The sequence below is a fragment of the Cupriavidus sp. H39 genome, assembly GCF_050271075.1.
Classification (GTDB): domain Bacteria; phylum Pseudomonadota; class Gammaproteobacteria; order Burkholderiales; family Burkholderiaceae; genus Cupriavidus; species Cupriavidus necator_B.
In genome coordinates, this window is the sequence record NZ_CP189846.1 from 1,727,935 (window position 1) to 1,741,926 (window position 13,992).

11 protein-coding genes are annotated in these 13,992 nt (G+C 69.9%); 1 reads left to right on the forward strand and 10 read right to left on the reverse strand.

Annotated elements, in window-relative coordinates; all coding sequences use genetic code 11:
• Nucleotides 1-2 precede the first annotated feature (2 nt).
• The 3 genes from ACOCMH_RS08205 to ACOCMH_RS08215 form a co-directional block, all read right to left on the reverse strand.
• A complete protein-coding gene (locus ACOCMH_RS08205) occupies nucleotides 3-905 on the reverse strand; it encodes a LysR substrate-binding domain-containing protein (protein WP_171513565.1) in 903 nt (300 codons plus the stop codon).
• A 99-nt stretch (nucleotides 906-1,004) separates the two neighbouring features.
• Nucleotides 1,005-2,243 (reverse strand): amidohydrolase family protein, encoded by a 1,239-nt coding sequence (locus tag ACOCMH_RS08210; RefSeq protein WP_427306418.1) that lies wholly within the window; start codon nucleotides 2,241-2,243, stop codon nucleotides 1,005-1,007.
• Nucleotide 2,244: 1 nt separating this feature from the next.
• The gene (locus ACOCMH_RS08215; protein ID WP_427306420.1) at nucleotides 2,245-3,570 is read right to left on the reverse strand and encodes an MFS transporter; all 1,326 of its coding nucleotides are present in this window, start codon (nucleotides 3,568-3,570) and stop codon (nucleotides 2,245-2,247) included.
• Nucleotides 3,571-4,013: 443 nt separating this feature from the next.
• Between ACOCMH_RS08215 and ACOCMH_RS08220 the strand changes: the two genes are divergently transcribed.
• Nucleotides 4,014-4,727, forward strand: a complete 714-nt coding sequence (locus ACOCMH_RS08220; RefSeq protein ID WP_427306422.1) for a hypothetical protein — start codon at nucleotides 4,014-4,016, stop codon at nucleotides 4,725-4,727.
• Here ACOCMH_RS08220 and ACOCMH_RS08225 read toward each other — a convergent pair.
• The 7 genes from ACOCMH_RS08225 to ACOCMH_RS08255 form a co-directional block, all read right to left on the reverse strand.
• Entirely contained in the window at nucleotides 4,684-5,634 is a 951-nt protein-coding gene (locus ACOCMH_RS08225; RefSeq protein WP_427306424.1) for a carbohydrate kinase family protein, read from the reverse strand. The two genes, ACOCMH_RS08220 and ACOCMH_RS08225, sit on opposite strands and share 44 nt — an antisense overlap.
• Nucleotides 5,635-5,672: 38 nt before the next feature.
• On the reverse strand, nucleotides 5,673-7,307 hold the full coding sequence (gene pgi / locus ACOCMH_RS08230) for a glucose-6-phosphate isomerase (protein ID WP_427306426.1): 1,635 nt from the start codon (nucleotides 7,305-7,307) through the stop codon (nucleotides 5,673-5,675).
• A 24-nt stretch (nucleotides 7,308-7,331) separates the two neighbouring features.
• Nucleotides 7,332-8,828 (reverse strand): glucose-6-phosphate dehydrogenase, encoded by a 1,497-nt coding sequence (gene zwf / locus ACOCMH_RS08235; protein WP_427306428.1) that lies wholly within the window; start codon nucleotides 8,826-8,828, stop codon nucleotides 7,332-7,334.
• Between the two features lie 44 nt (nucleotides 8,829-8,872).
• Nucleotides 8,873-9,811, reverse strand: coding sequence for an ABC transporter substrate-binding protein (locus ACOCMH_RS08240; protein WP_427308401.1), 939 nt, complete (start codon nucleotides 9,809-9,811; stop codon nucleotides 8,873-8,875).
• Nucleotides 9,812-9,884: 73 nt separating this feature from the next.
• A complete protein-coding gene (locus ACOCMH_RS08245; RefSeq protein WP_427306430.1) occupies nucleotides 9,885-10,898 on the reverse strand; it encodes an ABC transporter permease subunit in 1,014 nt (337 codons plus the stop codon).
• 80 nt (nucleotides 10,899-10,978) lie between these two features.
• A complete protein-coding gene (locus ACOCMH_RS08250) occupies nucleotides 10,979-12,583 on the reverse strand; it encodes a sugar ABC transporter ATP-binding protein (protein WP_427306431.1) in 1,605 nt (534 codons plus the stop codon).
• A complete protein-coding gene (locus ACOCMH_RS08255) occupies nucleotides 12,570-13,838 on the reverse strand; it encodes an ROK family protein (RefSeq protein ID WP_427306433.1) in 1,269 nt (422 codons plus the stop codon). Before ACOCMH_RS08255 ends, ACOCMH_RS08250 begins: the two co-directional genes overlap by 14 nt.
• Between the last annotated feature and the right edge of the window lie 154 nt (nucleotides 13,839-13,992).

Consider the following 13,992-nt stretch of genomic DNA (forward strand, 5'->3'; position numbering starts at 1 on the left):
GCTCACGGGGCGGGGCTGGCCTGCCGCACCAGCCAGCTGCGGAACGCGCGCGCCGCGGCCGGTTCCATGCGGTCGCGCGGCCACACCGCGTAGTAGCCGCCGCCCAGGCTGGCGCTGGCGTCGCAGGCGCGCACCAGCAGGCCGTCGCGCAGGCAGGCATCGATCATGTGGCGCCAGCCCAGCGCAATGCCCTGGCCCTCCATGGCCAGCTGCAGCAGGATCGGATACTGGTTCGAGGTCAGCACATTGCGCAGCGTGGCGTCCGGCAGGCCCTGGTGGGCCAGCCAGGTCTGCCAGGACATCCACTGGCGCTGGCCGTCGTCGAGCATCAGCAGGGTCTCGCTGGCCAGGTCGGACGGGGCCAGGGTGCGGCCGCCGAGATAGCCGGGCGTGCACACCGGGAACACTTCCTCGCCATACAGCCGGCGCGCGGCCAGCCCGGGCGGCGGTCCTTCGCGCAGGTAATACAGGCCGATGTCGAACTCCGCCGGCGACAGCGCCGCCAGGCTGTCATTGACGGTCAGGCGCAGCTGGATTTCGGGATGGGCCGCGCGGAACGAGGCCAGCCGCGGCGTCAGCCACAGCACCGCGACGCCGCTGGAGCAGGCCACTGTCAGCGCGGTGTGGCTGCGCACCTTCATCACGTCTTCGGTGGCTTCGGCGCAGCCGACCAGCAGCCGCTGCACCACCTCGGCATAGCGTTGCCCGCTGACCGTCAGGCGCAGCGCGCGCGGTTCGCGGATAAACAGCTTGCGCCCCAGGAAGCGCTCCAGCTGCGCCACCTGGCGGCTGATCGCGCTCTGCGTCAGGTGCAGTTCGGCCGCGGCGCGGGTAAAGCTGCCGTGCCGCATCGCGGCTTCAAAGGCGACCAGGTTGGGCAGGGGCGGGAGCGGGGCGATGCGCATGGGGGCGTCCGGAACGGCGATGCCGCCATGATAGACCGCCGGCCCGCCACCGCGGCCTGGCGGGCGGTCACCCTTGGCATGCGGGCGGCGGCAGCCGGATCAGCCGGCGCGGCGGTGGATCCGGCCCGCCTGCATAACCACGTTCAGGCGCTCACCCTGGCCGGCAATCAGGCTGATGTCGGCGAGCGGGTTGCCGTCGACCAGCAGCAGGTCGGCCAGCGCGCCGGCCCGCGTGGTGCCCAGTTCGCCCTCGCGCTGCAGGATGGCCGCGGCGATCGAGGTGGCCGAACGGATCGCTTCCAGGTTGCCCAGCAGTTCGGCGCGGATGCGGAATTCGTCGGCCTGGTGGTCGTGCATTTCGCCGAGCAGGTCGGAGCCGTAGCCCATCGGCACGCCGGCGTCGGCATAGAGGCGCAGCGAGTCGCGGCCGGCCTGGCGCACGGTCTCGATCTTGGCCACCGACTCGGCCGGCAGGCCCAGGCGGGCGCCGTCGCGTGCCAGTGCGTCGTAGGTGACCAGCGTCGGCACCACGAAGGCGCCGTGCTTGCGCATCTCGTCGGCGGCGGCACGGTCGACCAGGTTGCCATGCTCGATGGTGCGCACGCCGCAGCGCACCGCGCGCGTGATGGCGCGGCCGGTGTAGGCGTGGGCCATCACGTAGGTCTGCGCGGCCTCGGCTTCGGCGACGATGGCGCGGATCTCGTCCTCGCTGTACTGGGTGTTGCCGATCGGGTCGGTGGGCGAAGCCACGCCGCCCGACGCCATGATCTTGATCTGGGTCGCGCCCTTCTGGATCTCTTCACGCACCGCGAGGCGCACCGCATCGACGCCGTCTGCCACGCGCGCGATGGCGCCGGCGCGGAAGGCGCACGAGCACGGCTCGAGCACATCGGAGCGCGGGCGGAAATCGCCATGGCCGCCGGTCTGCGACAACGCCTTGCCCGACGCAAAGATGCGCGGGCCGGGCACCAGCCCGGTGGCGACCGCCTGCGACAGGCCCCAGTCGGCGCCGCCGGCATCGCGCACCGTGGTGAAGCCGCGCTCCAGCATGCGCTGCATGATCGGCAGGGCCCGGATCGCCACCAGCACATTGGGCTGCACCGCGTTCAGGCCGAGGTTGGCCAGCGACGCCAGCACGTGCACATGGCAGTCGATCAGGCCGGGCATCATGGTCTTGCCGCGCGCGTCGATGCGCTGGGCGTTGGGGGCATCGATGGCCGGCCCGACCGCGGCGATGCGCTCGCCTTCGACCAGCACGTCGTGGCCGCGCAGCAGCTCGCCCGTGCCGGGTTCAAGCACGTCGCCACCGTGGAAGAGGATCTGGGAATTCTGGGACATGTCAGCGTGGTTGCAGATAAGAGGGTTCGCGCACGAAGCGGGTGCCGACCAGGCTGATGGCGGCGGCGATCATCACGTAGATGGCCGGCGCCATGCTGCTGCCGGTGGTGGCGATCAGCCAGGTGATGATGAACGAGGCAAAGCCGCCGAAGATCGTCACCGCGAAGTTGTAGGCCACCGACAGGCCGGTCGACAGCACGCGCGCCGGGAACAGCTCGGAGAAGGCCGCCAGGATCGGGCCGGTGTAGGTTGCGATCAGCACGCCGAACACCAGCTGGAACACCAGCAGCGAGGCCAGGCCGGGCGCGTGGTTGATATACGCGAACATCGGCCACGCCAGCACCAGGATCAGCAGCGCCGAGCCGGTCAGCAGCACGCGCCGGCCGATGCGGTCGGCCAGCAGGCCCACCAGCGGCGCGAACACCATGATGGCGCAGCCGCCCGCCATGCCGGCGACAAAGCCGTCGGCCTGCGGCACCTTCAGCACCTTGACCGCATAGGTCGGCATGTAGAACAGCAGCACGTAGGTGCACACCGTCCACAGGATCACCATCGAGAAGCTGGCCAGCGTCTCGCGCGGATAGGCCTGCACGATCTCCTTCAGCGGCGAATCGGCGCGCTCGGCGCTGTCGCGGAAGGCCGGGGTCTCATCCAGGTGGTGGCGTATGTAATAGCCCACCGGGCCGATCACGATGCCCAGCAGGAACGGCAGGCGCCAGCCCCAGCTGTTGAGTGCCTCGGGGCTCAGCGAGCTGGTGACGAAGGTGCCGACCGCGGCGCCCAGCAGCACGGCCACGCCGATGCTGGCCTGGATCCAGCTGGAGTAGTAGGCGCGCTGGCGCGCCGGCGCGTATTCGGTCAGGAAGGCGGTGGCGCCGCCCATTTCGCCGCCGGCCGAGAAGCCTTGCATTAGGCGCGCCACCACGATCAGCAGCGGGGCAAAGATGCCGATCTGGTCATAAGTCGGGGCGATGCCGATCAGCGTGGTGCCCAGCGCCATCAGCAGGATGGTCAGCGACAGTGCCGCCTTGCGTCCGACGCGGTCGGCGTAGATGCCCAGCACGATGCCGCCCACCGGGCGCATGAAAAAGCCCACGCCGAAGGTAGCCACGGCCAGCAGCAGCGAGCTGAGGTCGTTGCCGGTGGGGAAGAACAGCTTGGCGATGATGACCGCAAAGAAGCTGTAGACGGTGAAATCGAACCACTCCAGACCGTTGCCGATCACCGTGGCGATAATGGCGCGCCGGCGCTGGCTGGGCAGGATGGCGGGCGCCGCCGGGGTCGGCGGCGTGTAGGGCGCGCTCGTGGGCGCAGCACTGTTTGGCATGGTTCCTCCTCTGTGACAGCTGCCGGGGGCAAGGGCCGGTGTCGTCTCCAGGCCGGCCGGGCAGATGGTGCAGCCGATGTTAGGAGAAGGCGGGCCGGCGGCGGTAGCGATATCTCCGCATGCAGCCATGCGCATGGCGCATGGGTCGGGTTGACCGTGCCACGGGCCGGGATTACACTGCGCCCCGTTCTAGCCAACGGAGCTTTCCGTGGACAGTGGTCCCAGTCATTCTTGCGCAACGGGAGTTTCCCCGGCCGCGCCGGCGCGCTGAGACACTGCGGTCTTTCGCTGCAGTGCCGCCGCCCGGCGCTGCCATGCCCCAGGCGGTCAGGCCCAAGCCTGTGCCCGCCGGTGCCAGACCTCCCTTGCTGCCTTTCGATGTTTTGTCATGGCCCGCGCGTATCGTCGCCGGCCATGTGGCTGTATTTGCTCAGGAGGTTGCCATGGTGTGGCACCAGTTCTTCGTACGCCTGGCCGCGCTGGCCATCGTCGCCGCGGCGTGCCGGCCGGCGCTGGCGGCGCGGCCGCTGATCACGGACGATGCCCGCATCGTCGATCCCAAATCCTGCCAGCTGGAATCATGGATGCAGTTCCAGTCCGGCGGCAATGAGCTATGGGCGCTGCCCGGCTGCAATCCCACCGGCAACCTGGAACTGACGCTGGGCGGTTCGCTGCAGCGCGTCGATGGCGGATGGGACGGCACCAACGTGCAGTTCCAGGCCAAGACGCTGCTCAAGCCGCTCGAGACCAACGGCTACGGCATCGCGCTGTCGGGCGGGCTGATCCACCATCCCGATGCCGAGCCCCGCCGGGCGGTGGGCAACCTGTATGTCAACGTGCCGGTGTCGTTCTCGTTCGCGGACGACCGCTTCGTTACGCACCTGAACGTGGGCGCCAACCGCGACACCGCCGATCGGCAAACGCGCCTGACATGGGGCCTGGGCACCGAGACCGCGCTGCACCCGCGTGTGTTCCTCATCGCCGAGACCTTTGGCGCAAACCACGGCAAGCCATCGTTCCAGGGCGGCCTGCGCTTCTGGGTGGTGAAGGACCGCGTGCAGGTCGACACCACCTACGGCAACGTGTTCGGTGGCGGCACGGGCACGCGTTTCTTTACGGTCGGCCTGCGGCTGCTGTCGCCGGCGTTCCTGCCGTAGCGGCCAGCAGCGCATCGACTTCGCGCCGCAGCGGCGGATAGGGGCCGGCGCGGGTCGCCGCGACAGCTGCCGCCGCGCTGGCAAGGCGGGCCTGGGCGATGAGATCCGCCGCGCCATCGCCGAGCACACTGGCCATCCAGCCGCCCATGGCCGCATCGCCGCAGCCCACGGTATCGGCCACGTCGACGCGCATGGCCGCTTGCTCGACCGCGGTATTGCCCTCGAGCAGCGTCATGCCGTGCGCGCCGCGAGTCAGCATCACCGTGGCGCCGGGCGCCATCTCGCGCACGCGCGCCAGCGCCGCGCCGGTCTCCAGCCCGGGAAACAGCCCGGCCAGGTCTTCGTCGGAGACCTTGACGTAGGCCGCCAGCCCCAGCATATGCGCGAGCATCTCGGCGTAGCCCGGGGTGCGCATCAGGTCGCGGAAGTTGGGGTCGAAGGCAATGCGCTTGCCGGCGCGCGCAGCCTGCGTGGCTTCCTCGCACAGGCGCGCCGCAAGCGGCTGGCGTACCAGGCTGATCGAGCCGAAATGCACTACCTCGGCGGCTTCGCGCCAGCCGGCGGGCAGGCGCGCCGGGTCGAAATGTAGGTCGGCGCTGTCGTCGCCGACAAAAAAATACCGCGGGGGATGGCGCGAGGCGACAAAGGCCAGCAGCGGCGAGCGTGCCACGCGCTGCAGGAAGCGGCCATCGAGGCCGGCCTCGGCGCCGGCCCCTGCCAGCTCGTCGCCGAACAGGTCCTGGCTGACGGCCCCGGCAAAGGCGGTGGCAAGCCCCAGCCGGGCGGCCACGCGCGCCACGTTCCAGCATGAACCGCCGGGCAGGCCCAGCCAGCTGCCGTCGGCCTGGCGCACCATGTCGGTCAGCGCTTCGCCGAACACCACATAGCGGGGAAGAGGCATGGCCATCGAGATCTCCTTGGTGGTCGAATGTGGATGGCTGCCGCTCAGCGTGCCGCCGCGGCCTGCGCCGCGCGCGCACGGCGGATCAGTGCCGCGGTGGAGGCATCATGCGCCGCCGCCTCCGCCGTGCCTTCCAGTTCGCGCTGGATCGGCGCGGCCAGCTTCTTGCCCAGTTCCACGCCCCACTGGTCGAAGGAGTTGAGCTGCCACAGCGCGCCCTGCACGAAGGTGCGGTGCTCGGACAGCGCCAGCAGCGCGCCCAGGTGGTAGGGATCCAGCCGCTGGAGCAGCAATGTGTTGCTGGGCCGGTTGCCGTCGAACACGAGGTGCGGCACCAGCGCTTCGTCGCGCACGCCTTCGGCGCGCACCTCGTCGGCGCTGCGCCCGCGCAGCAGCGCCTCGCCCTGCGCAAAGCAGTTGGCCAGCAGCTTGGTATGGTGCCCGGGCAGCGCGCTGACCGGCTCGAGCGTGGCGATGAAGTCCACCGGAACCAGTTGCGAGCCCTGGTGCATCATCTGGAAGTAGGCATGCTGGCCGTTCGTGCCGGTGGTGCCCCACACCACCGCGGCGGAGCCGGCGGCGAGCGTGCTGCCGTCGAGCCCTACCGACTTGCCGTTGCTTTCCATTTCCAGTTGCTGCAGGAAGGCCGGCAGCAGTGCCAGCGGCTCGCAGTAGGGCGCCACGCAACGGCTGGCGGCGCCGAGGAAGCTGCGGTACCACACGTCCAGCAGGCCCAGGATCATCGGCAGGTTCTGCCGCGGCGGCGTGCCGGCGAAATGCAGGTCCATCGCGCGCGCGCCGTCCAGCAGTTGCCGGAAGCGTTCGAAGCCGATGGCCACGGCGATCGACAAGCCCACCGCCGACCACAGCGAAAAGCGCCCGCCGACCCAGTCCCAGAACGGGAACATATTGGCAGGATCGATGCCGAACCCGGCCACCGCCTCGCGGTTGGTCGACACTGCCACGAAGTGTCGCGCCAGGCCGGCACCGGTCACGCCTTGCCGCAGGAACCAGTCGCGTGCGGTGTGCGCGTTGGCCATGGTTTCCAGCGTGGTGAAGGTCTTGGAGCAGACGATCACCAGCGTGGTCGCGGCATCGAGCCCGGTCAGCGTGCGTGCCAGGTCGCTGCCGTCGACATTGGCGACGAAGTGCATGCGCGGACCCGTGGCCTGCGCGTCGGCCAGCGCGCGGCACACCATGCGCGGGCCCAGGTCCGAACCGCCGATGCCGATATTGACGACGTCGGTGATCGCGCGGCCATCGAAGCCGGTCCAGGCGCCGCTGCGCACCGCATCGGCAAAGCGCGCCATCTGCGCCAGCACGGCCTCGACTTGCGCGCCGACCGGCTCGCCCTGCGCGCGATAGCCATCCTCCGGATAGCCGCGCAGCGCGATATGCAGCGCGGCGCGGTGCTCGGTGACGTTGACCGGGTCGCCCGCGTACATGGCGTCGCGCCGCTCGGCCACGCGCGCCTGCGCCGCCAGTGCGAACAGCAGCGCGATGGTCTCGTCGGTGATGCGGTTCTTGGCGTAGTCCAGCGTCAGGCCGCAGGCTTCGGCGGTGAAGCGCTCGGCGCGCGCCGGCCCTTGCGGGCCGTCGAACCAGTCGCGCATATGGGTGCCGCGCAGCGTGTCGGCATGCGCGCGCAACGCTTGCCAGGCAGGTAGGGAAGTGGTCATCTCGGGTGCTCCGCTATACGTGGACTACATCTCTTCATGCCAGGCCATGCCGTCGCGCGACAGCAGGGCGCTGGAGGCCGCCGGGCCCCAGGTGCCGGCGGTGTAAGGCTTGGGCGGCGTGGGCGAGTGCTCCCAGGTCTGCAGGATCGGCGCGACCCAGCGCCACGCCTGCACCTGCTCGTCGCGCCGCACGAACAGGCCGAGCCGGCCGCGGATCACGTCGAGCAGCAAGCGCTCGTATGCGCCCACGCGCCGCACACGCGGCGCCGCGCTGGTCAGCTGCAGGTCCAGCGAGGCGGGAATCAGCGCCTGCGTGTCGCCCGGCTGCTTGGTCAGGAAATACAGCCGGATGCTCTCTTGCGGCTGCAGCGTGATCACCAGCCGGTTGCCAGACATGACCCCCAGCGGATGTGGGAACAGGGGGTAGGGCACGTCGTGGAAATGGATCACGATCTCCGCCACGCGCGACTGCATGCGCTTGCCGGTGCGCAGGTAGAACGGCACGCCGGCCCAGCGCCAGTTGGCGATCTCCGCGCGGATCGCGACGAAGGTTTCGGTGCGGCTGTCGGGCGCGATGCCGGGCTCGCTGGCATAGCCGGGCACCGGGTCGCCGCCGGCGGCGCCGCGCGCGTACTGGCCGCGCACCACTTTCTCGGCCACGTCCTCGGGCCGGATCGGCCGCAGCGCCTTCAGGATCTTCAGCTTTTCGTCGCGGATGGCATCTTCCGAAAGGCTGGTGGGCGGCTCCATCGCTACCATGCACAGCAGCTGCAGCAGATGGTTCTGCACCATGTCGCGCAGCGCGCCGATACCGTCGTAGAAGTTGCCGCGACGCTCCACGCCCAGTTCTTCGGCAATGGTGATCTGCACCTGGCGCACCCATTCGCGCCGCCACAGCGGTTCGAACAGCACGTTGCCGAAGCGCACCGCCATCAGGTTCTGCACCGACTCCTTGCCCAGGTAGTGGTCGATCCGGTAGATCTGGTCCTCGGCAAAATGGCGCGCCACTTCGGCATTGATGGCCTCGGACGAGGCCAGGTCGTGGCCGAGCGGCTTCTCCAGCACGATGCGGCTGCGCTGGCCGGTCAGCCCCACGCGCGCCAGCTGCTCGCACACGGTGACGAACAGCTGCGGGGCCGTGGCCAGGTAGAACACCACCACCGGTGCCGCGCGCGCGTTGACCAGTTCGGCCAGCGCATCGAAGCCGGCATTGGCGTTGGCATCGACCTGCAGGTACAGGATGCGCTCGACAAAGCCCTGCCACGCGGCCGCCGCGGCATGGCCCGACAGTGCGGGCAGCACTTCTTCGTCGAGCATGGCCAGGTAAGCGTCATGCGTCAGCGGCTGGCTGCCCAGCGCGAGGATGCGGCCGCGCGGATGCAGCGACCCGGCCGCATGGGCGTCGAACAGCGCCGGCAGCAGCTTGCGCCGCGCCAGGTCGCCAGTGGCGCCGAACAACACGAAATCGAACTCCGGGGCAGAGTCGGGCGCCGGTGCTCTGGCAGGGGGGCTAGCCATCATGGATCAGCAATAAGGGGAAGGGGAGCGGGAACCAGGCAGGCCGTTCAGCGTGGCGCGGCCCAGCCTTTGTACTGGCCGACATTGGCGCGCGTGACCAGCGTGGACGGCAGCAGCACGGTCGGGTTGGGCGGGCGCTGGCCGTGCATCATGCCCACGCCCAGCTGCACCGCGGTGCGGGCAATGGCCCACGGGTCCTGGCTGGCCGAGGCCTGCACCAGGGTGTCGGCCTTGAGCGCGGCCTCGATGTCGGGCGCGCCGTCGACCGAGGCAATCAGGATGCCGCGGCGGTTAAGCTGGCGCGCGGCCAGGTCCGCCCCCACGGCCTGCGGGTCGTTGATGGTGAAGACCGCGTCGACCTGGGGAAAGCGCGTCAGGTACAGCTGCATCACATTGAGCCCGCCTTCGCGCGAGCCCTTGGCATCCTGATCGTCGGACAGGATGCGGATGGCGGGGTGGCGCGCCAGCACCGTCTTGCAGCCCTTGACGCGGTCCAGCACCGCCGACACCGGCGGGCCGTTCTGGATGATGACGTTGCCGCGGCCCTTGAGCCGCTCGGCGATGAAGCCGCACGCCAGCTCGCCGGCCTGGGTGTTGTCGGTCTGCACGGTGGCGTCGGCGCCGGCCGCGGCCACGTCGACCGCCACCACCACGATGCCCGCCTTGCGGGCCTTGCGCACCGCCGGCTCGATGGCGCGCGCGTCGGCGGCGTTGATCAGGATCAGGTCGACGCCGGCGACGATAAAGCTGTCGATATGCGTGAACTGCTTGTTCAGGTCATAGTCGGCCGAAAGCACGGTAACCTTGACCTTCGGATTCACCTGCCGGGCGGCGGCCTCGGCCCCGCGGGCCAGCGCGACGAAGTACGGGTTGCCCAGCGAGCCCAGCGTGACGCCGACTTTGTTGAGCGGGCGTGGCGCGGCCGGCGCAGCGGAAGCCGGCGCGCCTTGCGCAGGCGCCTGGGCCAGGGCCGGCACCGCGCACAGTGCTGCCAGCGCGAGCGCGGCCAGGGCGTTGAGGATGGGTGGGATCACGGCTTGTCTCCGGTGCGTCAGCTGGTCAGGTACAGGCCGAGCCCTTCTGGCGATAGCGGTCGAGCGCGACCGCGCCGATGATCACCAGGCCCTTGATGATGTATTGCCAAATGTCCGATACGCCCAGCAGGATCAGCCCGTTGGACAGAACCGCGATGATCAGCGCGCCCACCAGCGTGCCGGCGATCGAGCCGACCCCGCCGACAAAGCTGGTGCCGCCCAGGATCACCGCGGCGATCGCGTCCAGTTCATAGGACTGGCCCAGCTGCAGGCCGTTGGCCGCATACAGCCGCGACGCCGACATCACGCCGCCCAGCCCCGACAGCAGGCCAGAGACCGCATAGACGAACAGCAGCACCACCCAGACCTTGATGCCCGACAGGCGCGCGGCCTCGGCATTGCCGCCGACCGCGTAGATCTGCAGCCCCAGCACGGTGCGGCGCAGCACCCCCCACGACACCGCCACCACCGCCACGGCGATCACCACCAGCCAGGGCACGCCCAGCAGGTCGCCATTGCCGATGAAGGCGAACGCGATGTCGGGGTTGTAGACCGTGCTGTCGTTGCCGACCAGGCGCGCCAGCCCGCGCACCGCGGTCAGGCTGCCCAGCGTCACGATGAACGGCGGCAGCTTCATGAACGCGATCAGCGCGCCGTTGACCAGGCCGAACAGCAGTCCGCACAGCAGCGCCGCGGGTACGCTCAGCGCGGCCAGTTGCGGCATCAGCGACACCAGCATCGTCACCACCGCCGATACCGACAGGATCGACCCCACCGACAGGTCGATGCCGCCGGTCAGGATGACGAAGGTCATGCCCGCGGCCAGCACCAGGTTGATCGAGGCCTGCTGGGCGATGATCGAAAGGTTCTGCAGGCTGGCGAAATTCTCGGTCAGCACCGTGAAGCCCGCGCACAGCAGCACCAGCACCGGCAGCATGCCGAGGGCGCGCAGGCGTTCCTGCGTGGTGGCACTTCCGGCGGTGCGCGCCAGCGGGGCGGCGTGGGCCGTGGATGAAAGGGGATTGCTGGGATTGCGCATCGGTGTCTCCTGTTGCCGCGAGGCGGCAGGCCGCCCCGGCTCAACCGTTTTTTGGCCGGCTTGTCTGGGGATTCAAGGGGTCAATGCAGGACCGCGGGGGCGGATGCGCCGGCGCCGGTCGCCAGCGCGATGATCCGTTCCTGCATGGCGGTGGCATCGGCACAGCCGGGCACTTCGCCGGCCAGCTCGCCCTCGCGCATCACCAGCACGCGGTCGCACAGGCCAACCACCTCGGGCAGTTCGCTGGAGATCAGCAGCACCGCCACGCCGGAGCGCGCCAGTGCGTTGATCAGCCGGTAGATCTCGGCCTTGGCGCCGATATCCACGCCGCGCGTCGGTTCGTCCAGGATCAGCACGCGCGGGCGTGTTTCCAGCAGGCGCGACAGCATCACCTTCTGCTGGTTGCCGCCGGACAGCGCGCCGACGTTGACCTGCGGGTGCGCCACGCGGATGCCGAGCGAGCGGATGGCCGCGGCGGTGCGCTGGCGCGCGCTGGCGCGGTTCAGGCGCCCGCCGCGCAGCGCGTCGCGCGCAGCCACGATGAGGTTGATGTTTTCGTGCACGCTCTGGTCCAGGAACAGGCCCTGCAGCTTGCGGTCTTCGGTCAGGTAGGCGATGCCGGCATCGATCGCCTGGCGCGGGCCACGGACAGCCAGCGGCGTGCCGGCCACGAACACCGCGCCGTCGGTGCGCGCGTCGGCGCCGAACACCAGCCGCGCCAGCTCGGTGCGGCCGGCCCCGACCAGTCCCGCCAGCCCGAGCACCTCGCCGGCGCGCAGGTCGAAGCTGCAGCCGCGCACGCGCTTGCCGTCGGACATATTGCGCACCGACAGCATGATCTCGCCGGGCGCGCTCTCGCCATGGGACTTGGTGTAGAAGCCGGACAGGTCGCGCCCGACCATCATCTTGACCAGCGCCGCCTGCGTCAGCGTGTCGCGCGTGAGCGTGCCGACCAGGCAGCCGTCGCGCAGCACCGTGACGCGGTCGGCCAGCTCGTCGATCTCGGCCATGCGGTGGCTGATATAGATGATGGCCATGCCTTCGGCGCGCAGCTGGCGGATCAGCGCGAACAAGCGGTCGGTCTCGCGCGTGGACAGTGGCGTGGTGGGCTCGTCCATGACCAGGATGCGGGTCTCGAAGTGCACCGCGCGCGCGATCTCCACCAGCTGGCGCTGGGCGATCGACAGCGTGTGCACCGCCGCGCGCGGCGTGAAGTCCGCGCCTAGGCGGGCCAGCGTGGCCTCGCAGGCGCGCGCCATGGCGGCGCGGTCGACCATGCCGCGATGGTGCAGGTGGCGGCCCAGGTAGATGTTCTCCGCCACGCTCAGGTTAGGGGCCAGACTCAGTTCCTGGTAGATCACGGCCACGCCGTGGGCGCGTGCCGCGGCCGGGCCGTCGATGATCACCGGCTTGCCGGCGATGCGGCACTCGCCGCCGGGGTCGGCGACGTAGGCGCCCGACAGGATCTTCATCAGCGTGGACTTGCCGGCGCCGTTCTCGCCCATCAGCGCATGGACCTCGCCGGGGTAGACGGTCAGTGCCATATTGGTGAGCGCCTTCACGCCGGGGAAGGTCTTGGAGATGTTATGCAGTTCCAGCAGGGGCGCTGGGCCGCCTTGGCCCGCAAGGCCGCCCTGCAAGGGCGTTGGCGTCGGCGAGGGATGCGCTGCTTCAGACCATGGCATGGCTGGCCTCCGGTACGATGGCCGACGCACCCCGTAGCAACTCGGCGCGCGGCGAGAAGTTCATGAACATCGGCAGCGACGCGGCCCCGACCGCGCCGGCGTTGGCGCCAAAGCAACCGCGCACCACGGTGGCCGGCGCGCGGGCTTCGGGGGCGCTTACAGCGAGGGCCCGCTGCAGGCGCGCGATCAGCGTGGCGACCAGGCCGCCGTCGATATCGGCGTCGAAGATCACCAGCGGCACGTCGAGCACCGCCAGCGCCGACTGCAGCGCAGGCGCGAGCGCATCGACGCAGTCCGTCACCCATTCATCGACCGCCTTGTGCCCCAGTTCGACCTGGCGCTGCAGGTCGGCGTGGCTGTCGACTACCACGCCATGGTGGCGCAGGTGTCGCGTCAGGGCATTGAGCGACGCGCGCGAGAGCAGGATGTCGCGGCGCTTGCCCTGGCCAGTTGCCGGCGGCGCGGAGGGCAGGGTGCTGCGCGGCACCGGCATCATCGCGATATCGCCGGCATTGCCGGAAACCCCGCGCACGCAATCGCCGTTGAGCACCACGCCACCGCCGATGGCAGGGCCCAGGAACACGTAAAGGAAATGCTGGGCATGGTGGTGCCCGTAGAACAGCTCGGCCACCGCGGCGGCGGTGCCATCGTTCTCGCCGAACACCGGCAGGCCGGTGGCGGCGTTGAGCATCGCCGGGAAATCGGCCTGGTCCCAGGCGCGGAAGCTGGCCTGGAAGGCTTCGCCCTGTACGTCGAGTTCGCGCAGCCAGGCGCCGAGGTTATAGGGCTGCGCCACGCCGATGCCCAGCAGCCGCTTCTGTTCGGCCGGGGCGAGCAGGGCGCGCAGCTCGGCGATATCGTGCCGCACCAGTTCGAGCGCCTGGTCGGGGTGCGGCAGCACCAGCTGGTGGGCGCGGCTGCCCAGGACATGGCCGGCAAAGTCCACCATTGCCACCTCGATGCTGCCCCGGTCCAGCCGCACGCCCAGGCCGAAGGCGCCCTTGGGCTGCAGGCGGATCAGGCTGGCGGGCTGCCCGCGCTGGCCTTCGGTGCGGCGCCCGGACTGCTCGATCAGGCCTTCGTCGGACAGGGTTTGAACGATGCTGCCAACCGCCGTATTGGTCAGTTGCGCCATGCGCGCCAGGTCTGCCTTGGAGGCCTCGCCGGCACGGCGCAGCGCCAGCAGCAGCGCGCGTTCGTTATAGAGGCGCAGGCTGGCGGAATTCACGCCACGGCCCGCCTTGGATGCGGTCATCTTGTCTCCGTCCTGTTTGGCCAGCCCCGCTGCAGCAGCTGGCCTATTAATTAATTCATGTTGAATTAAATGATAGGACGACGGAGAACTCAACTGCGGGGAAACCCGGATGGCGAATGCTTCACATCGGGGTGGCGGCAGGCGAAGAATGAGC

Excerpts from the sequence above, each read along its gene's own strand:
- ACOCMH_RS08205 (WP_171513565.1), bottom strand. The coding sequence starts at position 905 with ATGCGCATCGCCCCGCTCCCGCCCCTGCCCAACCTGGTCGCCTTTGAA.
- ACOCMH_RS08210 (WP_427306418.1), bottom strand. The coding sequence starts at position 2,243 with ATGTCCCAGAATTCCCAGATCCTCTTCCACGGTGGCGACGTGCTTGAA.
- ACOCMH_RS08215 (WP_427306420.1), bottom strand. The coding sequence starts at position 3,570 with ATGCCAAACAGTGCTGCGCCCACGAGCGCGCCCTACACGCCGCCGACC.
- ACOCMH_RS08220 (WP_427306422.1), top strand. The coding sequence starts at position 4,014 with ATGGTGTGGCACCAGTTCTTCGTACGCCTGGCCGCGCTGGCCATCGTC.
- ACOCMH_RS08225 (WP_427306424.1), bottom strand. The coding sequence starts at position 5,634 with ATGGCCATGCCTCTTCCCCGCTATGTGGTGTTCGGCGAAGCGCTGACC.
- pgi (WP_427306426.1), bottom strand. The coding sequence starts at position 7,307 with ATGACCACTTCCCTACCTGCCTGGCAAGCGTTGCGCGCGCATGCCGAC.
- zwf (WP_427306428.1), bottom strand. The coding sequence starts at position 8,828 with ATGATGGCTAGCCCCCCTGCCAGAGCACCGGCGCCCGACTCTGCCCCG.
- ACOCMH_RS08245 (WP_427306430.1), bottom strand. The coding sequence starts at position 10,898 with ATGCGCAATCCCAGCAATCCCCTTTCATCCACGGCCCACGCCGCCCCG.
- ACOCMH_RS08250 (WP_427306431.1), bottom strand. The coding sequence starts at position 12,583 with ATGCCATGGTCTGAAGCAGCGCATCCCTCGCCGACGCCAACGCCCTTG.
- ACOCMH_RS08255 (WP_427306433.1), bottom strand. The coding sequence starts at position 13,838 with ATGACCGCATCCAAGGCGGGCCGTGGCGTGAATTCCGCCAGCCTGCGC.